An 18,882-nucleotide genomic window follows, 5' to 3' on the forward strand; every position below is an offset into this window, starting at 1 on the left:
TGGGGAATGACAGATGACGAACAGACGTGATTTCATCAAGAAGGCGGGCCTTGGCACTGTTGCTGCCGCTGGTGCGTCCACCCTTGCAGCTCCGGCCGTTCTCGGTCAGGCGCCGATCAAGTGGCGCATGCAGACCTATGCCGGTCCGGCCCTCGCCGAACACGTGATCAAGCCGCATATCGACGCCTTCAACAAGGCAGCCAACGGCGAGATGGAAATCGAGCTTTTCTTCGCCGACCAGCTGGTTCCGACCGGCGAATTGTTCCGCGCCATGCAGCGCGGCACGATCGACGCCGTTCAGTCCGACGATGACTCCATGGCCTCTCCGACCGAAGTCACCGTGTTCGGTGGGTACTTCCCGTTTGCCAGCCGCTATTCGCTTGATGTGCCGGTACTGTTCAACCAGTACGGCCTGAAGGAAATCTGGGAAGCCGAGTATGCGAAGGTTGGCGTGAAGCACATTTCCGCAGGCTCCTGGGATCCGTGCCACTTTGCCACCAAGGATCCGATCCGCTCGCTGGCAGATCTGAAGGGCAAGCGTGTCTTCACCTTCCCGACCGCCGGTCGCTTCATGAGCCAGTTCGGCGTCGTTCCGGTCACCCTGCCGTGGGAAGACATTGAAGTTGCGGTCCAGACCGGCGAACTGGACGGCATCGCGTGGTCCGGTATCACCGAGGACTACACGGTTGGCTGGGCAGACGTGACCAACTACTTCCTGACCAACAACATTTCCGGTGCGTGGGCTGGCTCCTTCTTTGCCAACCAGGAACGCTGGAACGAGCTGCCGGATCACCTGAAGACCATGCTGCAGCTGGCCATGGACGCCTCTCACTACTATCGCCAGTGGTGGTACTGGGGCGGCGAAGCTTCTCTGCGCGTCAACGGCACGAAGATGGAGCTGACCACCATCCCGGATGAAGAATGGGCAACCGTTGAGGCGGCCGCGCTCAAGTTCTGGGACGAGATTGCAGCGGAATCGCCGGTTAAGGCTCAGGTCGTCGAGATCTTCAAGAAGTACAATGCCGACATGCAAAAGGCAGGTCGCCCGTACCGCTACACCTAAAACCATGCCATTGTGGGAGCGGCCCGGTTCCGGGCCACTCCCCTTGGCTTATCTCTATTACTGAAACAAACGGATCCCCAGAATGGCTGGCACTCTGACCTTTGACGGTCTGAAACAGGCGGTTTCGGACGGCGAAATTGATACGGTTCTTGTCTGCATCGTCGACATGCAGGGACGCCTGATGGGCAAACGCTTCCATGCGCAGCATTTCATCACCAGCGCGTATGAAGAAACCCATTGCTGCAATTACCTTCTGGCGACGGATCTGGAAATGTACACGGTCGCAGGCTATGCCTCGACAAGCTGGTCAGCAGGCTATGGCGACTATGTCATGAAGCCGGATCTTGCGACACTCCGCAAGATTCCGTGGCTGGAAGGAACGGCCATGGTCCTGTGCGATGTTCAGGATCACCATACCCACAAGGACGTGCCGCATTCGCCCCGCGCCATGCTGAAAAAGCAGATTGCGCGCCTGAAGGAGCTCGGCTTTACCGCCAAGATGGCGACCGAACTGGAGTTCTTCCTGTTCGAGAAAAGTTTCGACGAGATCCGCAAGGAAGGTTTCCGCGATCTGGAGCCGATCTCCGGCTACAACGAGGACTATCACATCCTGCAGACCACCAAGGAAGAGGAAGTGATGCGCCCGGTTCGCAATCACCTCTATGCCGCGGGCATTCCGGTGGAGAACAGCAAGGGTGAGGCGGAAGCCGGTCAGGAAGAGCTGAACATCAAGTATGCAGAAGCCCTCGACTGTGCGGACTATCACACCATCGCCAAGCACGCGGTAAAGGAAATCGCCTGGGCGAAGGGTCGCGCCGTGACCTTCCTGCCGAAGTGGCACCATGACCGGGTCGGGTCGTCATCGCACATTCACCAGTCGCTCTGGAACGCGAACGGCGAAAACGCCTTCTGCGATGCAAAGGGCGAGCATGGAATGTCCGAGCTCATGCGCAACTACATGGCCGGACTGATCAAATATGCGCCGGAATATACCTATTTCCTGGCGCCCTACATCAACAGCTACAAGCGGTTCCAGAAGGGCACATTCGCTCCGACCAAGACCGTCTGGTCCATCGACAACCGCACCGCCGGTTTCCGCCTGTGCGGCGAAGGCACGAAGGCACTTCGCGTCGAGTGCCGCATTGGCGGGTCGGATCTCAACCCGTATCTGGCGCTTGCAGTGCAGATCGCGGCCGGGATAAAGGGCATTGAGGAAAAGCTGGACCTCGCTCCGCCGGCAAGCGGTGATGTCTACGATGCCCGCAAGGCACCTGAAATTCCGGGCACCCTTCGCGATGCAAGGGAGACCTTGCGTGAGTCCAAGATGCTGCGAGAAGCCTTCGGGGACGGCGTTGTCGACCATTATGCCCGTGCGGCAGAATGGGAGATCGAGGAATTCGACCGTGTGGTGACCGACTATGAAGTTGCCCGCGGATTTGAACGTGCCTGATACCGGCTGCCCGCCGAACAGAAGAAATCAACACAACCCCCGCGCATGCAGACATGCGGCGGGAATCAGAGGTGAAAAATGAGTGATATCGTCAAGCTCGTCTCGCCGGTCGACGGTTCGGTTTATGCCGAACGCCCTGCGCTCAACGAAGCCGCGGTTGAACAGGTTGTTTCTGCAGCCCGCACAGCCCAGATTGCTTGGGCAGCAACACCGTTGGCTGAACGCGTTGCCCTCTGCCTGAAGGCACTTGAAGCGCTCAAGGCGATAAACGGCGATGTTGTTCCCGAACTGGCATGGCAGATGGGACGCCCGATCCGCTATGGCGGCGAACTTGGCGGTACCATCGAGCGGACCGAATATTGTGCCCGTATTGCCGAAGAGGCCCTCGCCGATATCGAGCGCACCGATCGCCCCGGTTTCAAGCGCTACCTGAAGCGCGTGCCGCTTGGCATCGTCATGGTGATCGCACCGTGGAACTATCCGTTCATGACGGCGATCAACACCATCATGCCGGCTCTGATGGCCGGGAACGTGATCATTCTCAAGCACGCCGCCCAGACGCTTCTCGTCGGCGAGCGCCTTGCCCAGGCTTTCGAAACTGCCGGCCTGCCCAAGGGCGTGTTCCAGAACATTGTACTCACCCACTCGGGCACGGAAAAGCTGCTTGGCTCCGGCCTCATCGACCATGTGAACTTCACCGGTTCCGTCGGCGGCGGCAAGGCCATCGAAAAGGCCCTCGCCGGTACCTTTGCAACGCTCGGCCTTGAGCTTGGCGGCAAGGATCCAGCCTATGTCCGTGCGGATGCCGATCTGGACTATGCGGTTGCAAACCTCGTGGATGGCGCGTTCTACAATGCCGGTCAGTGCTGCTGCGGCATTGAGCGTGTCTATGTGCACGAGAGCCTCTATGACCGTTTTGTCGATGGCTTCGTCGATCTGACCAAACAGTACAAGCTGGGCAACCCGCTGGACGAGGCAACCACGCTCGGGCCGATGGCTCAGGCCCGCTTTGCCTCCTGGGTGCGCGAACAGACCGAAGAAGCCCTTCGCAAGGGCGCAAAGGCGCATATCGACATGTCCGCCTTTGAAATGAACAAGGAAGGCACGCCTTATCTTGCTCCGCAGGTCCTGACCAACGTGAACCACCAAATGTCGGTAATGCGCGAGGAAAGCTTCGGCCCTGTCGTCGGCATCATGAAGGTAAAGGACGACGCGGAAGCCCTGCAGCTGATGAATGACAGCCCGTACGGCCTTACTGCCTCCCTCTGGACGGAAGACCCGAACGAGGCTGCCAAAATCGCCGACCAGATCGAAACCGGCACCGTCTTTATGAACCGCTGCGACTATCTCGATCCGGCGCTTGTGTGGACCGGGGTGAAGGACACCGGCAAGGGCGCGGCCCTGTCGGAAATCGGGTTCCACAACCTGACCCGTCCGAAGTCCTATCACTTCCGTCTGGAACACTGATCCGTATCCAGCGTCGTCTTATCGTGTCACCCGGTCCGTTGCCTTTGGGCCGCCGGGTGAGACAGGCCCAATCAAGAAAACCCAAGTCTCTGAAAGAGCACTGCAATGAGCACTCTTCCTTCTGTCAACTGGTCCTATCCGACCGCCGTTCGCTTTGGCGCAGGCCGGATTTCCGAGATTGCCGACGTCTGCAAGGCAGCCGGAATGTCCAAGCCGCTTCTTGTCACCGACAAGGGCCTGGCCAACATGGAGATCACGACAAAAACCCTCGACCTGCTTGAGGCTGCAGGTCTTGGTCGCGGGATGTTCTCCGACGTGGACCCGAACCCGACGGACAAGAACGCTGAAGCCGGCGTGAAGGCCTATCGCGACGGCGGATATGACGGTGTTGTCGCCTTTGGCGGCGGTTCGGGACTGGACCTTGCGAAGGTCATCGCCTTCATGGCCGGACAAACCCGTCCGCTCTGGGACTTTGAAGATATCGGGGACTGGTGGACACGCGCCAATGCCGCTGCAATTGCCCCGATCATTGCCGTCCCGACGACTGCTGGCACCGGATCGGAAGTCGGCCGGGCGGGCATCATCACCAAGGTCGACACGGCCGAAAAGAAGATCATCTTTCACCCGAAGATGCTTCCGACCACGGTGATCTGTGACCCGGAACTGACGATTGGCATGCCGAAATTTCTGACAGCAGGCACCGGCCTTGATGCCTTTGCCCATTGTGTCGAGGCCTATTCCAGCCCGCATTATCATCCGATGAGCCAGGGTATCGCGCTGGAAGGCATGCGGCTGGTGAAGGAATACCTTCCGCGCGCCTATGCGGATGGGACCGACCTTGAGGCACGCGGCCACATGATGTCCGCAGCTGCCATGGGCGCAACGGCCTTCCAGAAGGGACTTGGTGCGATCCACGCGCTCAGCCACCCGATCGGGGCGGTTCATCACACCCACCACGGCACGACCAACGCCGTGTGCATGCCTGCTGTCCTGCAGTTCAACAAGACCGCGATTTCGGACCGGTTTGACAAGGCAGCAGCCTATCTCGGCATTGCTGGCGGTTTCGAAGGTTTCTGCGCCTATGTCGATGAGCTGAATGCATCGATGAACATTCCAAAGACCTTGAGCGAGCTTGGCGTCAAGGACCCGAACATCGACGAACTGACAGCCGCCGCCCTTCGCGACCCGAGCACCGGTGGCAACCCGGTCGAGATGACCTACGAAAACACCAAAGCGCTCTTCGAAGAGATCATGTAAGCCGATTGGCAAATCGCCGGACAACGTCTGGCCTTTGACAAGAAAGCCCCGCAAAAACTGCGGGGCTTTTCCTTTTCGGGCGAGCGGACCGTCTCCTCACAAACAGGCGTAGATTTCCTGTTCGCCGATCTGGCCGAGGATCCTGCCGTTCTGTTCGACCAGAATGGCACCTTGCGTTGTCCGCTTTTGGGCGATGACGGCGCGGACCGGAGTGTCGGGAGCGCAGCGCGGGGCCTCAACCAGACCGCCGGGGCGAACGGGCCCCATGATATCGCGGGCCCTGAGAACATTGAGCGGGTTCATGTGACCGACGAAATCAGCGACATATTCGGTTGCCGGGCGTTTGACGATTTCCTGCGGCGTTCCGAGCTGGATCACCCGCCCGCCTTCCATGATGGCTATGCGTGAGCCGATCTTGGCGGCTTCATCGAGATCATGACTGACGAAGATGATCGTTCGATTGAGTTCTTTCTGCAGATCCAGAAGCTCGTCCTGCAGACGATCGCGGATCAGCGGATCAAGGGCAGAGAACGGCTCATCCATCAAGAGGATCGGCGCATCGGTGGCAAAGGCGCGCGCAAGGCCAACGCGCTGCTGCATGCCACCGGACAGCTCGTGAACATATTTTTCACCCCAGCCATCCAGACCGACCAGCTTCAACTGGGCCGCTACCTTCTCTGCACGCTCCGCTTTCGGCATTCCCGACAGCTCAAGCCCGAAGCCGACATTTTCGGCAACTGTCCGCCATGGCAGAAGCGCAAATTGCTGGAACACCATGCCTATGCGATGGCGCCGCAGATGGCGCAGGGCGTCGGGAGAACAGGTTTCCGGGTTGATCCACGCATCTCCGTCACGAACCTCGACCTCGCCCCGGATCACTGGATTGAGGCCGTTGACCGCGCGCAGCAAGGTGGATTTTCCGGACCCGGACAAGCCCATGAGGACGATGACCTCGCCTTCCTCAATATCGAAGTTTGCACCAGCCACGCCGAGCGTCTGGCCGGTTTCCTTCAAAATATCCTCGCGCCGCATGCCCTGGTCGATGAGCTGCAGGGCGGAATGCGGTTCGCTGCCGAAAACGATATCGACATTCTTGAAACGGACGATTGGCTCGCTCATCTGCGGCCTCCTTCAGCAGCTTCCGTGCGGAAGAAGCGATCAAGCACGATCGCGATCAGGACGATGGCAACACCAACCTCAAATCCCTTGGCGATGTTGACCGTGTTCAGCGCCCTCAAGGTTGGCACGCCGAGGCCATCCGCGCCGACAAGGGCTGCAATGACGACCATGGAGAGCGACAGCATGATGGTCTGGGTCAGACCTGCCATGATCTGCGGCAGGGCATAGGGCAGCTCGATTTTCCAGAGCAGTTGACTTTTGGTTGCCCCGAAGGCCTGCCCTGCTTCAATCAGCTGTTTCGGCGTTGAAGACACGCCGAGCTGCGTCAGACGGATGGGTGCCGGAATGGCAAAGATGACCGTCGCGATGAGACCCGGGACCATGCCAAGGCCGAAGAGGATCAACGCCGGGATCAGGTACACGAATGTCGGGATGGTCTGCATCAGGTCCAAAATGGGCCGGATGAACGCAAAGAGCTTTGGCCGGTGGGCTGCAGCAACGCCAACCGGAACACCTACCACCATGCAGACGATGGAGGCGGCGATTACAAGCGCGAGGGTTTCGGTTGTTTCTTCCCAATAGCCCTGATTGATGATCAGCAGCATGGCGAGGATAGCAAAGACGGTGAAACCGATGCGCCGATGAATGCCGTAGGCTAGAGCGCCTGTCAGGGCGACAATGGCGAGAGGATGGGGTGCCTGCAAAAGCCACAGGATTGCATCGATCATGGCCTCCAGCCCATAGGCAATGGCGTCGAAGACCCAGTAGGCATTGTCCGTGAGCCAATCCACGAAGGATTTTGCCCATTGCCCGATAGGCAGCTTGTGCTCGGTCAACCAGTCCACGAGCCCCTCCCCTGTTCAATTGTCGCTGGAAGCAAAAAACCGGAGAGCAGGCTCTCCGGTTTCATCTGCAGATCGATCAGAGACCGAGCTTGGCCTTTACGGCAGCTACCGCGTCACCGCCGTCAACTGTGGTGACACCAGCCAGCCAGCCTTCGAAGCTGGCCGGGTTTGCCTTCAGCCAGGCGCTGGCAGCCTTGTTCGGCTCTTCGCCATCATTGAGGATCGCGCCCATGATCTCGTTTTCCATGGCAAGCGTGAACTCGAGGTTCTCAAGCAGCTTGCCGACATTGGCGCATTCGCTGGTGTATCCGGCGCGCACGTTTGTGTAGACAGTTGCACCGCCGTAGTTCGGGCCAAAGATGTCGTCACCCCCATCAAGATAGGCCATTTCGAAATTGGCATTCATCGGGTGCGGTTCCCAACCGAGGAACACGACGTCCTGCTTGCGTTTTTCGGAGCGAGCGACCTGAGCCAGCATGCCCTGCTCGGAGGACTCGACCACTTCAAAGCCCTTCAGGCCAAAGGTGTCTGCCTCGATCATGTCGATGATCAGGCGGTTGCCGTCATTGCCCGGCTCGATGCCATAGATCTTGCCATCAAGGTCATCCTTGAACTTGGCGATATCAGCAAAGCTCTTCAGGCCCTTGTCATAGGTGTATTTCGGCACGGCGAGAGTGTATTTCGCACCTTCCAGATTGGCCCGGACGGTTTCAACAGATCCGTCTTCCCGGTAAGCGGCAATGTCGCCTTCCATGGTCGGCATCCAGTTGCCGAGGAAGACGTCAATGTCCTTGTTCTTCAGGGACGCATAGGTGACCGGAACGGAGAGGATCTTGACTTCCGTTTGATAGCCCAGCGCTTCCAGGACCGTGGTGGTTGCCGCAGTTGTTGCGGTGATGTCGGTCCAGCCAACATCGGAGAAGCGAACGGTTTTACAGCTTTCAGGCTCGGCAGCCGAGGCCGCAGTGGTCATTGCCGCGCCAAGGGCGAGCGTGCCGAAAATCTTCGAGATCGATGTCATGGTTATGGTCCCTCCGTTTGGATGACAGCTTTGCGTAGGTTTAACAGCTGTTCTTGCAGAGACAACCGAAACCCAAGCGCCTCCCGCTTGGTCATCCCGGCCAAGTCCCCTGTTTTTCCTATTTGAAACACCACCCCGCACTTTTTGCAAGTTTTCATTGATTGACCAATCAATTAAAAATACAAACAAGAAAGAAAGAGGACCGCGATGCCAAAAGTTGGAATGGAAGCCGAACGGCGACGGTCGCTGATTTCCGCAACGGTCGATGCGATCCACGAATGCGGATATTGCGACATAACGATGGCCCAGATTGCCAAGCGCGCAGGTGTATCCGGCGGGCTGGTTCATCATTACTTTGGCTCGAAAGATCAACTTCTTGCCGCAACCATGCGGCATTTGCTGAAGGACCTCGGCACAGCCATCCGTGAACGACTTGCCAGGGCCGAAACCCCGCGTGAACGCATCAGCGCGATCATTGACGGGAACTTTGGCGACGGACAGTTTCAGCCGGCGGTGATCGCCGCATGGCTCGCCTTTTATGTGCAGTCTCGCACGACCCAGAGCAACGGACGTCTGCTGCAGATCTATTCCGCTCGTCTCGTTTCAAACCTCACCTTCAACCTTCGCAAGCTCATGCCCGGCAAGGATGCTGCCCGTGTGGCGGAGGGCATTGCCTCGATGATCGACGGCGTGTGGATCCGTCAGGCGCTACGCGACCAAAGGGTCAACCGCGAAGATGCGGTGGCGCTGGTTGAAGATTATGTGGACACGCAGCTGGCTATGTACGCCTCCCGCTCTCCTGCTGACACTCCACACCCCGGAAAACTCTCATGACCGACCAATTCGATTTCATCATCATCGGCGCCGGGTCTGCGGGCTGTGCCCTTGCCTACCGCCTGTCCGAAGACCCGCGAAACCGCGTGCTCGTACTGGAGTATGGCGGTACGGACGCCGGGCCTTTCATCCAGATGCCCGCTGCTCTTTCCTACCCAATGAACATGTCGCTTTATGACTGGGGCTTTGAAAGCGAGCCTGAACCGCATCTGGGCGGTCGGCGTCTAGCGACCCCGCGCGGCAAGGTAATCGGCGGATCATCCTCCATCAACGGCATGGTCTATGTGCGCGGTCACGCCTGTGACTTTGACACATGGGAGGACATGGGTGCGGCTGGCTGGGGCTATCGCCATGTGCTGCCCTATTATCAACGCATGGAAACAAGCCACGGTGGACAGGCCGGGTGGCGCGGGACGGATGGTCCCTTGCATGTCTCGCGCGGCACAAAGTGGAATCCGCTTTATGATGCCTTCCGTAAGGCTGGTGAGCAGGCAGGCTACGGCTTGAGCGACGACTATAACGGCGAACGTCAGGAAGGCTTCGCCGATATGGAAATGACCGTCCACAAGGGCCGCCGCTGGTCAGCTGCAAATGCCTATCTGAAGCCCGCCCTCAAGCGACCCAATGTCGAACTGATCAAAGGGGCTCTGGTGCGCAAGATCCTGTTTGACGACAGGCAGGCCATTGGCGTTGCCTACGAGGTTGGCGGCGAAATCAAGCACGCGCTGGCTGCACGCGAGATCATCCTGTCGGCTTCATCGATCAACTCTCCGAAGATTCTGATGCAGTCAGGCATCGGTCCCGGCACTCACCTGACCGAACATGACATTCCGGTCATCGCGGACCGAGCAGGCGTTGGCGGTAATCTTCAGGACCACCTGGAGCTCTATATCCAACAGGCGTGCACCCAGCCGATCACGCTTTACAAGCACTGGAATCTTTTCTCCAAGGCGTTGATCGGAGCCCAGTGGCTGTTCACCGGGACCGGCCTTGGCGCCTCCAACCATTTCGAGGCCTGTGCCTTCATCCGCTCGCGGGCGGGGATCAAATATCCTGATATCCAATATCATTTCCTGCCCTTCGCCGTTCGCTATGATGGCAAGGCTGCCGCAGAAGGTCATGGCTTTCAGGCGCATGTGGGGCCGATGCGATCAAAGTCGCGCGGACATATCCGGCTCACATCCAGCGACCCGCATTCCGAGCCATCCATCCTCTTCAACTACATGTCCCATGAAGACGACTGGACAGAGTTCCGCACGGCCATTCGCCTGACGCGTGAAATCTTCGGCCAGGAGGCCTTTTCCCCCTATCGCGGCAAGGAAATCCAGCCTGGCGATCAGGTGCAGAGCGATGAGGATCTCAATGCCTTTATTCGCGATCACGCAGAAAGCGCCTACCATCCCTGCGGAACCTGCAAGATGGGCGACAAGGACGACCCGAGCGCCGTTGTGGACCCGCAATGCGGGGTCATCGGTGTTGATGGCCTTCGGGTTGCCGACAGCTCGATCTTCCCGATGATCACCAACGGCAATCTCAACGGCCCGTCGATCATGGTCGGAGAGAAAGCCGCCGACCACATTCTTGGCCGCGACCTGCTTCCGGCTTCAAATGCCGAACCCTGGATCCATCCGAACTGGCAGACCGCCCAGCGCTGACCCAAACCGACATTGGAGACTTCAATATGCGTGCGCAACCTACCGCTTCCCATCATGTCGGCGGTCGCTACCTTGAAAGCGCGAATGGCAACGAGCTTTTGTCCACCTTTCCGGCGACCGGAGAGGTGATTGCCCGATTGACCACGGCTGATGACGCGCTGATCGACGAAGCCATCAAGGCTGCAAAAGCCGGACAAAAGCTCTGGGCGGCGACACCGGCCGCCGAACGCGGACGCGTTCTGCGCCGAACCGCGGAAATCCTGCGATCAAAGAACCACGAACTCTCTGTTCTGGAAACGCTGGATACCGGCAAGCCCTTGCAGGAAACCCTGATTGCCGATGCGGCCTCCGGTGCCGATTGCCTTGAATATTTCGGCGGCCTTGCCCAGACCCTGACGGGCGAGCACATCGATCTTGGCGCGTCCTTTGCCTATACCAAGCGTGAACCGCTCGGTATCTGCGTTGGCATTGGTGCGTGGAATTACCCGATCCAGATTGCCTGCTGGAAAGCTGCCCCGGCGTTGGCCTGCGGCAATGCGATGATCTTCAAGCCGTCCGAAGTGACCCCGCTTTCCGCCCTGAAGCTGGCCGAAGCCTTCAAGGAGGCTGGTCTGCCGGATGGCGTCTTCAACGTTGTTCAGGGGTTTGGCGATGTGGGCGCCAAGCTCATTTCGCACCCGACGGTAGCAAAGGTATCCTTGACCGGTTCCGTTCCAACCGGCTCCAAGGTCGCCGCCCTTTCCGGCGAGCATCTGAAAAAGATCACGCTGGAACTGGGCGGCAAATCTCCGCTGATCATCTTTGACGACGCGGATATCGAAAATGCGGTCTCCGCCTCGATCAATGCGAATTTCTATTCCAGCGGACAGATCTGCTCCAACGGAACACGGGTCTTCGTCCACACCTCCATCAAGGAGAAATTCCTTTCCCGGCTTGCCGAACGCACCCGAACCGCAATACTCGGCGATCCTCTGGATGAGGCGACAAATATCGGTCCGCTTGTATCAAAGCCCCAACTCGACAAGGTCCTCTCCTATCTGGACATTGGCCAGAAGGAAGGTGCCCGGGTTGTTGTCGGTGGCTCTGCGGCCTCGGTGACCGACTATCCGAACGGCTATTTCGTCGAGCCGACGGTGTTTGCAGATGTAACTGACGGCATGCGCATTGCGAGCGAGGAGATCTTCGGACCGGTCATGTGCGTTCTCGATTTTGACGACGAGGCCGACGTTATCGCCCGCGCCAACAATACCGAGTTCGGTCTGGCTGCCGGCGTCTTCACGAAGGATATCCAGCGTGCTCATCGGGTCATCGACCAGCTGCAGGCCGGAACCTGCTGGATCAACACCTACAATCTGACGCCTATCGAAATGCCCTTTGGCGGATACAAGAAATCCGGTATAGGGCGGGAGAACGGCCACGCCGCGATCGAGCACTACAGCCAGATCAAGAGCATCTATGTCGAGATGGCCGGTGTCGAAGCCCCGTTCTGAGCGGGCAGAACCGATTAGGAAACATGAAACAGGTTGACGTCCTGATCCTCGGGGCCGGCGCTGCCGGCCTCATGTGCGGCATTGCAGCTGCGAAGCGCGGGCGCAAGGTCGTCATTCTGGATCATGCGGGAAAACCGGCGGAAAAAATCCGGATTTCCGGCGGCGGACGGTGCAACTTCACCAACCTGCATTGTTCCCCGGCGAACTTCCTGTCGCAAAACCCGAGATTCTGCGTATCGGCGCTCAAGCGCTATACGCAGCAGGACTTCCTGGCGCTCGTCGACAGGCACCGGATCAGCTGGCACGAGAAAACCCTTGGCCAGCTTTTTTGCGACAACAGCGCCATGGACATTATCCAGATGCTGCTTCGCGAGCTGGAAGGTGCGGGCGGCCAGTTGCTTTTGGACACACGGATCACCGATGTTTCCAAACCCGATGATCGGTTTGCGGTCGACACGTCAAGGGGGCGCTATTGCGCGCAATCACTCGTCGTGGCAACCGGAGGACTTTCGATCCCCAAGATCGGCGCAACGGGGTTCGGGTACGATCTGGCCCGCAAGTTCGACATTCCGACTCTGGAAACACGGGCGGGTCTGGTGCCGCTCACCTTCTCGGACGCAAACCGCGAGCTTTGCAAGACGCTGGCGGGCGTGTCGGTAGACGCAGTTGTGTCCTTCGCCAAGACCAGGTTCCGCGAAGGTCTTCTCTTCACCCACCGGGGCCTTTCCGGCCCTTCGATCCTGCAAATCTCCAGTTACTGGCAGGAAGGCAAACAGGTCACGATCAACCTGAACCCGGAAGTGGATGCCTTTGAGAAGCTTAGCCGCGAGCGAACGGCATCGCCGCGGCAGGACCTTCGCACCGCCCTTAGTCACCTCCTCCCGAAACGTCTTGCCGAAGAAGTCAGCGCGGAAGGCAGCTTTACCGGCCGCCTTGCCGACAAATCGGACAAGGTGCTGCGCAAGGTGGCTGACCGGATCAACGCCTGGCAGGTTCTTCCCGTCGGCACAGAGGGCTACCGGACGGCGGAAGTCACCCTTGGCGGCGTCGACACCAAGGCGCTCTCTTCCAAAACCATGGAATCGACCAAGGTCAGCGGCCTTTATTTCATTGGCGAAGTTGTTGATGTGACGGGCCATCTGGGAGGATTTAACTTCCAGTGGGCATGGTCTTCAGGGCATGCAGCAGGTCAATTTGCCTGAGGTCGAGGGACCGCTTTCAAAAAAGCTGGCTTCTACACTCACATATTATCGTTGACGTCGCGGGCATTCCACCTCATATCTACCTGATGCGCCTGACACAACAAACCAACTACGCGGTACGCGCGCTCATGTATTGCGCGGTCAATCCGGACAAGCCAAGCCGAGTGGCGGATATTGCCGCAAGCTTCGACATGTCCGAAACGCACCTGTTCAAGATCATGAAAGTTCTGGTCGACGCTGACCTGATCAAGACGATCCGGGGTCGAAACGGCGGCGTCATGCTTGCCAAGCCGGCCGATACGATCACGGTTGGCGAAGTCGTGCGTGCGGCGGAAGAGAGCTTCCTTCTCGCCGAGTGCTTTGACTCAGGCCGCAAGGACTGCCCGCTGATCATGTCTTGCGGGTTCAACGGTCTTCTGCACGAAGCTCTTGAAGCGTTCATGGAAGTTCTGGACATGAAGTCCATCGCCGATTTGTCCGAAGACCGCTTCGGCATGCGGGAACTCCTGAAGATCGACACGCCTGCAGCTGTTGTGGCCAACGCCTGAGGACAGGGCTCAGCGCCCTCCCGCAGCTCTCATGTGCTCGACATTGACCCCGTAAAAGGTGGAAACGGAATCCCGTGGGCGTCCACGCCCCTCGTATCTGAGGGCATGCACAACATCATTCGGGAACACCTTTGTCTTCAGCTCCTTGACGATCTTTTTCGCGTGACCGAAAGGCGCGATGAAATCGGTCACAAATACATGCGACCCGGATGTCCAGTCCTCCAGAGTGAGGACCTCCTTGCATCCCAGAAACTTGTCGCGCGCCGCATCTGAAAAGAACCCCCAACACACGAACGCAACTGCGCAGCCATGTTCGTTGTGGAACAGGCGGTACTGGCCCTTCAGAACCGGCGGAAGGATCAGGTCCGACAGATCCGCAACGGGAAAATGGCGATGCATCGGCGAATGCGACATGAGGGACACAATCTGGCCGACGGTCTCGTAAATCGCGGCGTTGATTTGAGCCGACACCTGAGGCTCATGTGCTGAAGCGGCTTTTTGTGTAGCACTCATCATTTCACCGCCTTGCCGACCGGAATGCGTTCGCTACCGAACTGGATTGCCTCAATCCCCTTCAACACAGTGCGTTGGGCAACTTCTGGCTGCCCCTTGTCGTCCAGCTTGATGTCCCCTGCCTTGGTGAGTTTGAAACGGACGAGAACCGGCTCACCCTTGTCATTGGTTTCCAGGGCATATTCGCGCGCCGAGCCCGGTACATGAAGCGTATCGAAACCTGCACCGCCATCGACCTTCTCAGAGCCGGAGCGCGCGATCAGCACATCGTTGCCTTCGTCGCCCTTCAGGGACTGGTTCTTGCCGCGCCCGGATGATTCCACGATGTCCGCCCCCTCGCCGCCCGAGGCTGCATTGTTCTTGCCGCGCCCGGAGGTGACATAATCATCCCCCTTGCCGCCTTCGGCGGTGGTGAACCATGCGTCCCCGCCAACGACGCGGTCATTTCCGTCGTCACCATAAGCTCCAGCGTGAAATACGGACGTTCCGCCCATCACCGTATCATTGCCCGCACCGCCATGGGCACCGGAGTGGAATAGACCGAAACCGGCCTTCACGATGTCATCGCCCTCGTCACCGAAGGCCGCGCTTGCAATGAGGCTGGATCCCCCGGCGACGATGTCATTGCCGCGCCCACCTTTTGCAATCGACAAAAGCAGACCGTTTCCGCCCTGAACGCGGTCATTGCCATCCCCACCATCCGCTATGTCGAACAGAGATGTTCCACCTACCACGGTGTCATTTCCCGCTCCGCCAAAAGCCAGATTGAAGAGTGCGGTCCCACCCTGGATGACGTCGTTGCCGTTTCCGCCGAACATGATGTTACCAACGCCGCTTCCCCCACGGATGAGGTCGTTGCCCTCACCGCCATGAGCAAACAGAAGACCGACGCCGCCATTGATCGTGTCGTTTCCGGCCCCTCCAAAGGCGAGACTCAACAGCGAGTTCGTGTTGATCGTGTCATTACCGCTGGAGCCAATGTGAAGTCCGACGAGGGAATTGGAAATCTCACCTGCCCCGCGATTGAAGGCAAAACTGATCCAGCTTTGCAGCATCTGCATGGGATCGGGCATGAGCATGGTGGTTGTCCCGCCAGCCATCAGCCCGGCAATGCGCGTTGCCAGCGGAGGTGCCGCGGAAATGAGATTCGAGGTGCTCGATGCAATCAGGCCCATAAGCGCCTGCGGAACAGATCCGCCTGCCATTGCATAGGCGTCTACGGATGCATGCGGAGTTCGGTATCCATTGGCCGTGCCGGCGAAGGCTTGCGCGCCGACGGCACCGAGAGGCGCCTGAGTGGATGGCAAAGGTGCGAACCGGGCAAAAGTCGAAGCCCTGGCTTGACTGCCAGCCCCCTGCGCCCACCCCAGAGCACCGCTGAATGCAGCACTTGCCGTGTTTGCTGATGAATGCACCTGAGTGTGCTCACAGGTAACTGCGCGCCTGTTTGACCACGAACCGAAATCGGACATCTGAAACCCCTTAAGATCGCAGGGAGTTAATCAGACTGCAGCTTGTGGCGAAATTGTCGGGAACTACCGCCAACATTACGTAGTTGGGGTTGCGGGGGCATGACCTGATCAAACAAAAGAGCCCGCCTTTCGGCGGGCCCAATTGCATTTCAAAAGTCTTCAAAATCAATTTCCGGTTTCCCGGACTTTCAAAGAACTGGAGCCTTGGCGAGATTGCCGGGCTGGCTGACCGCTGAGGGAGAGGAGAGGGCGGTTGGCTTGCGTTGGCGATCTCGCTTTTGACTTAAGCTTGCCTGTGTCAGGAACACCAGAGGACGCGATTTCCGATGCCCTGTCGATCAGGCATTGCCTTGATACAAAAACTTGAGTATCAGTGTCAAGTATTGTTGAGCGAAAAACTCAACTTTAGAGACATTCCAGCAATTTCAGTCATTACGGTGTGTGAACCATGCGCTCAAATATCAGACAGGACCGGCTCACCCTTCCCGCAGCCCTTGGCCTTCGCCCCAGCAAGCCCGCTCCGGCAGCCATCCAACCCATTCAGCTGCAATCTCGCTCGCTGTTCAAGGGACAACGTGAACTGCACATCCAGCATAATGACGAGACGTATCGACTCAGCATCACCAAACTCGGCAAACTCATCCTCACGAAATGAGTGACAATGACGCTCCTCAGGCGGCGGCACTCTCTTTGCCGCTGCCAACAGCGTAGATCGGCATATCCTTTTCCACGCCCCGAAGCTTGTAGCTTCCCATCAATTCGATTTCGCTGCGTTGAGAAGGCGTCAGGCTCCGATAGACCGGTTCGGTGAACAACAGAGGACGTTTAAGCTCTTTGCAAAGAGCCTCCACGCGGCTCGTTTCGTTCACGGCTCGGCCAATCACGGTAAAATCGAGTCGGCTCTCCCCGCCGACATTGCCAAAGAACACCTCACCTTCGTGCAATCCAATGCCCATTTTCAGCGGCGCCCAGCAAGCTATCTCTGCCAGTTCCGGAGTCGGATTGGCGTTCACATCTTCAAGGCGGGCAATTGCGCTTCGTGCTGCTGCAAGGGCCCGTTCTCCGGCCCCTGCCCCGTTGGTTGAAGCGGTCGGGAAAACCGCGAGAATACCATCCCCGATGAACTTCAGAATGTCGCCTCCGTGGTCGAGAACCGCATCCGAGACGATTTCGAAATAGGTGTTCAAGACAGCCGACACCTGCGGACCTTCCAGACGATCAGACAAGGTTGTAAAGCCACGAAGATCTGACATCCAGACAACGGCATCGATCGCCTCCCCATCGCCGCGCCTGATTTCGCCACTCAACACCCGCGCGCCGGCGCTTGGGCCCAGATACGTATCGACAACGTTTTGCGCAATTCGCTGAAGGATGTGCCGCTCCACATGCAGCGCGAGGATATCCATCAGCATGCGCGTGTCCTCGGCGATCGTCTCCGGGAACCCGTCGGGATGCCGGGTTGCAAATGTGATTGCGTTGTGACGATCCCCGGCGGTTGTGAGCGGAAGAATCGCGTACTCCGTATAGCCCTCGTCCGCCAGTTCCTGCATCAACGGAAAAGCCGCCCGTCCCTCTGCCGTCCTCAAATCAACCTGCAGGGTTTGCCCGGTCTCCATCACGCGGGCGAGCGGATTTCTGGTGAAGGACGGAGCTGTCATTGCTCCAGCCTCGGCAACCACTTCATCACAGAATTCATCGTTTGAATTCCAGACCCAGGAGAACCCGATGATCCTTGGATGCAGCGTGCCAATGTGCAACGAAGACCGATCAACAGGTATGCCCGCCGCCCGGCATCGCCAGAGAAACTCTTCAAACATGTAAAGAACATTCTCGATCCGCGACGCTTCGTGCAGGAGCCAGTCAATGATCTTCGCAACGGATTGTTCAACAGGTGCACATGCCGGCCCGCGTCGGCTTCTGTCCTGAATATAGACAAACGGGGCGTAGCTGCGCGGTGCAGGATCAAACTTGTTCTTGAGCATGGTAGCGGCCCGGTTGGAATTGGTGGCGCAGATAGAGATGGGGAGTTCACCAGATCCTGCAAGCCAGACCTGATCGAGCTTTTGTCCGACAGCCTCGCACACTATCGGTCGGTCCGGCGGAGTTTTTCAATTTTTCTGGAAAAGCAACCGGCCTATTTGCAGGTCTCCCGGCACCCTTTCTCGCTCGTGCGAGTAATCTTCAAGACATCCGTTATGCTATAAATGACAATATACTTTATTTGCCAATTGACACTCATGCAAACCCGAGAAGCGAATCACAATCAACGCGCTGAAACGGACCATTATGCCGTTGATTTACCGTAATAAATTCCCAAACCCTCCACAACCCGGCGTTTTCACGCAAGAAAAATTCCCCTAAGATATCAATACAGTATTCCCACAACCGAATACTATATCCACAGGGTTACGATTTCTATCCTTGCGTGCCGAAATTATTTTCCACACCCTTGATGAAACTGCACTTGGCAGCAATACGCAGTGGCTCGTGCAAAAGGTGACCTGACCCGCAGAAGCCGGAACGTCCCCTTCAGGGCACATTCGCAAGGGCTCTATTGCCCGCCTTTCAAATGCAGTTCGCGTTCGCGTTTTTCCATCTGTGCCGCGTACCCCATCGACTTTCATTTTGGAGAATTCTGAATGAAAACCACAAACAAGCTGGCCGAACTGGAAGCACTCAACGAAGACTATACAAAGGCTCTGGCCAAGAACGCTTCCTCACTACTTGAAGTCCTCAAAGTCCGTAGCCCTGCTGAACAACAACAGCTCTATGATGTGTTCTCCGGCTTTGCGACCCTGTTGCCAGACAGCGCCGAAACGCGCGCGTTCAAACGGATGATCGATTATTATCAGGACGAATTCTGGGAAGAGGAAGATATCGGCGAAGAGGATTTCCCGGACGTCGGCCACGGCTAATCTCTATACCCCCTGAATATTGAAAAGTGCA

17 protein-coding genes are annotated in these 18,882 nt (G+C 57.9%); 11 read left to right on the forward strand and 6 right to left on the reverse strand.

What is annotated here, in order from left to right:
* Positions 1 to 13: 13 nt before the first annotated feature.
* The 4 genes from F0155_RS12075 to F0155_RS12090 all read left to right on the forward strand — a co-directional run bounded on the left by F0155_RS12075 (position 14) and on the right by F0155_RS12090 (position 5,237).
* Positions 14 to 1,063: a TRAP transporter substrate-binding protein gene (locus F0155_RS12075; RefSeq protein WP_150524766.1), complete on the forward strand. Its 1,050-nt coding sequence runs from the start codon at positions 14 to 16 to the stop codon at positions 1,061 to 1,063.
* An 82-nt stretch (positions 1,064 to 1,145) separates the two neighbouring features.
* Positions 1,146 to 2,513 (forward strand): glutamine synthetase family protein, encoded by a 1,368-nt coding sequence (locus F0155_RS12080; RefSeq protein ID WP_150524767.1) that lies wholly within the window; start codon positions 1,146 to 1,148, stop codon positions 2,511 to 2,513.
* 78 nt (positions 2,514 to 2,591) lie between these two features.
* Positions 2,592 to 3,980, forward strand: coding sequence for an aldehyde dehydrogenase family protein (locus tag F0155_RS12085; RefSeq protein ID WP_150524768.1), 1,389 nt, complete (start codon positions 2,592 to 2,594; stop codon positions 3,978 to 3,980).
* A 105-nt stretch (positions 3,981 to 4,085) separates the two neighbouring features.
* Positions 4,086 to 5,237 carry an iron-containing alcohol dehydrogenase gene (locus tag F0155_RS12090; protein ID WP_150524769.1) on the forward strand — a complete coding sequence of 384 codons (1,152 nt, stop codon included), beginning with the start codon at positions 4,086 to 4,088 and terminating at the stop codon, positions 5,235 to 5,237.
* Positions 5,238 to 5,333: 96 nt separating this feature from the next.
* Here F0155_RS12090 and choV read toward each other — a convergent pair whose 3' ends face one another.
* The 3 genes from choV to F0155_RS12105 all read right to left on the reverse strand — a co-directional run bounded on the left by choV (position 5,334) and on the right by F0155_RS12105 (position 8,222).
* On the reverse strand, positions 5,334 to 6,356 hold the full coding sequence (gene choV, locus F0155_RS12095) for a choline ABC transporter ATP-binding protein (RefSeq protein WP_150524770.1): 1,023 nt from the start codon (positions 6,354 to 6,356) through the stop codon (positions 5,334 to 5,336).
* A complete protein-coding gene (choW, locus tag F0155_RS12100) occupies positions 6,353 to 7,201 on the reverse strand; it encodes a choline ABC transporter permease subunit (RefSeq protein WP_150524771.1) in 849 nt (282 codons plus the stop codon). Before choW ends, choV begins: the two co-directional genes overlap by 4 nt.
* Positions 7,202 to 7,277: 76 nt before the next feature.
* Positions 7,278 to 8,222: a choline ABC transporter substrate-binding protein gene (locus tag F0155_RS12105; protein WP_150524772.1), complete on the reverse strand. Its 945-nt coding sequence runs from the start codon at positions 8,220 to 8,222 to the stop codon at positions 7,278 to 7,280.
* A gap of 207 nt (positions 8,223 to 8,429) precedes the next feature.
* On the opposite strand from F0155_RS12105, the gene betI reads away from it, so the two are divergent.
* The 5 genes from betI (at position 8,430) to F0155_RS12130 (ending at position 13,951) form a co-directional block, all read left to right on the forward strand.
* The gene (gene betI / locus F0155_RS12110; RefSeq protein WP_150524773.1) at positions 8,430 to 9,056 is read left to right on the forward strand and encodes a transcriptional regulator BetI; all 627 of its coding nucleotides are present in this window, start codon (positions 8,430 to 8,432) and stop codon (positions 9,054 to 9,056) included.
* Positions 9,053 to 10,711, forward strand: a complete 1,659-nt coding sequence (betA, locus tag F0155_RS12115) for a choline dehydrogenase (RefSeq protein ID WP_150524774.1) — start codon at positions 9,053 to 9,055, stop codon at positions 10,709 to 10,711. The genes betI and betA overlap by 4 nt, the downstream gene beginning before the upstream one ends.
* Positions 10,712 to 10,737: 26 nt before the next feature.
* On the forward strand, positions 10,738 to 12,201 hold the full coding sequence (betB, locus tag F0155_RS12120; protein ID WP_150524775.1) for a betaine-aldehyde dehydrogenase: 1,464 nt from the start codon (positions 10,738 to 10,740) through the stop codon (positions 12,199 to 12,201).
* A 23-nt stretch (positions 12,202 to 12,224) separates the two neighbouring features.
* Entirely contained in the window at positions 12,225 to 13,403 is a 1,179-nt protein-coding gene (locus F0155_RS12125; RefSeq protein WP_150524776.1) for a BaiN/RdsA family NAD(P)/FAD-dependent oxidoreductase, read from the forward strand.
* Between the two features lie 86 nt (positions 13,404 to 13,489).
* Positions 13,490 to 13,951: an Rrf2 family transcriptional regulator gene (locus F0155_RS12130; RefSeq protein ID WP_150524777.1), complete on the forward strand. Its 462-nt coding sequence runs from the start codon at positions 13,490 to 13,492 to the stop codon at positions 13,949 to 13,951.
* A gap of 9 nt (positions 13,952 to 13,960) precedes the next feature.
* On the opposite strand, the gene F0155_RS12135 is transcribed toward F0155_RS12130, so the two are convergent.
* Both F0155_RS12135 and F0155_RS12140 read right to left on the reverse strand, forming a co-directional pair.
* Positions 13,961 to 14,422, reverse strand: a complete 462-nt coding sequence (locus F0155_RS12135; RefSeq protein ID WP_161599800.1) for a toxin-activating lysine-acyltransferase — start codon at positions 14,420 to 14,422, stop codon at positions 13,961 to 13,963.
* A gap of 41 nt (positions 14,423 to 14,463) precedes the next feature.
* Positions 14,464 to 15,936 (reverse strand): calcium-binding protein, encoded by a 1,473-nt coding sequence (locus F0155_RS12140; protein ID WP_150524779.1) that lies wholly within the window; start codon positions 15,934 to 15,936, stop codon positions 14,464 to 14,466.
* Positions 15,937 to 16,384: 448 nt separating this feature from the next.
* On the opposite strand from F0155_RS12140, the gene hemP reads away from it, so the two are divergent.
* Positions 16,385 to 16,591 (forward strand): hemin uptake protein HemP, encoded by a 207-nt coding sequence (gene hemP, locus F0155_RS12145; protein WP_150524780.1) that lies wholly within the window; start codon positions 16,385 to 16,387, stop codon positions 16,589 to 16,591.
* 16 nt (positions 16,592 to 16,607) lie between these two features.
* On the opposite strand, the gene F0155_RS12150 is transcribed toward hemP, so the two are convergent.
* Positions 16,608 to 18,020, reverse strand: a complete 1,413-nt coding sequence (locus F0155_RS12150; protein ID WP_208999247.1) for an adenylate/guanylate cyclase domain-containing protein — start codon at positions 18,018 to 18,020, stop codon at positions 16,608 to 16,610.
* Between the two features lie 555 nt (positions 18,021 to 18,575).
* Here F0155_RS12150 and F0155_RS12155 point away from each other — a divergent pair.
* Entirely contained in the window at positions 18,576 to 18,851 is a 276-nt protein-coding gene (locus F0155_RS12155; RefSeq protein ID WP_150524781.1) for a hypothetical protein, read from the forward strand.
* The last annotated feature ends 31 nt before the right edge of the window (positions 18,852 to 18,882 follow it).

Source organism: Roseibium sediminis (genome assembly GCF_008711325.1).
Classification (GTDB): Bacteria; Pseudomonadota; Alphaproteobacteria; order Rhizobiales; family Stappiaceae; genus Roseibium; species Roseibium sediminis.

Bases quoted from the DNA above. Each gene is read 5' to 3' on its own strand.
- betA (WP_150524774.1), top strand. From the start codon at position 9,053: ATGACCGACCAATTCGATTTCATCATCATCGGCGCCGGGTCTGCGGGC.
- F0155_RS12105 (WP_150524772.1), bottom strand. From the start codon at position 8,222: ATGACATCGATCTCGAAGATTTTCGGCACGCTCGCCCTTGGCGCGGCA.
- F0155_RS12085 (WP_150524768.1), top strand. From the start codon at position 2,592: ATGAGTGATATCGTCAAGCTCGTCTCGCCGGTCGACGGTTCGGTTTAT.
- F0155_RS12155 (WP_150524781.1), top strand. From the start codon at position 18,576: ATGAAAACCACAAACAAGCTGGCCGAACTGGAAGCACTCAACGAAGAC.
- F0155_RS12080 (WP_150524767.1), top strand. From the start codon at position 1,146: ATGGCTGGCACTCTGACCTTTGACGGTCTGAAACAGGCGGTTTCGGAC.
- F0155_RS12140 (WP_150524779.1), bottom strand. From the start codon at position 15,936: ATGTCCGATTTCGGTTCGTGGTCAAACAGGCGCGCAGTTACCTGTGAG.
- F0155_RS12075 (WP_150524766.1), top strand. From the start codon at position 14: ATGACGAACAGACGTGATTTCATCAAGAAGGCGGGCCTTGGCACTGTT.
- betI (WP_150524773.1), top strand. From the start codon at position 8,430: ATGCCAAAAGTTGGAATGGAAGCCGAACGGCGACGGTCGCTGATTTCC.
- F0155_RS12125 (WP_150524776.1), top strand. From the start codon at position 12,225: ATGAAACAGGTTGACGTCCTGATCCTCGGGGCCGGCGCTGCCGGCCTC.
- F0155_RS12130 (WP_150524777.1), top strand. From the start codon at position 13,490: ATGCGCCTGACACAACAAACCAACTACGCGGTACGCGCGCTCATGTAT.
- choV (WP_150524770.1), bottom strand. From the start codon at position 6,356: ATGAGCGAGCCAATCGTCCGTTTCAAGAATGTCGATATCGTTTTCGGC.
- F0155_RS12090 (WP_150524769.1), top strand. From the start codon at position 4,086: ATGAGCACTCTTCCTTCTGTCAACTGGTCCTATCCGACCGCCGTTCGC.
- betB (WP_150524775.1), top strand. From the start codon at position 10,738: ATGCGTGCGCAACCTACCGCTTCCCATCATGTCGGCGGTCGCTACCTT.
- hemP (WP_150524780.1), top strand. From the start codon at position 16,385: ATGCGCTCAAATATCAGACAGGACCGGCTCACCCTTCCCGCAGCCCTT.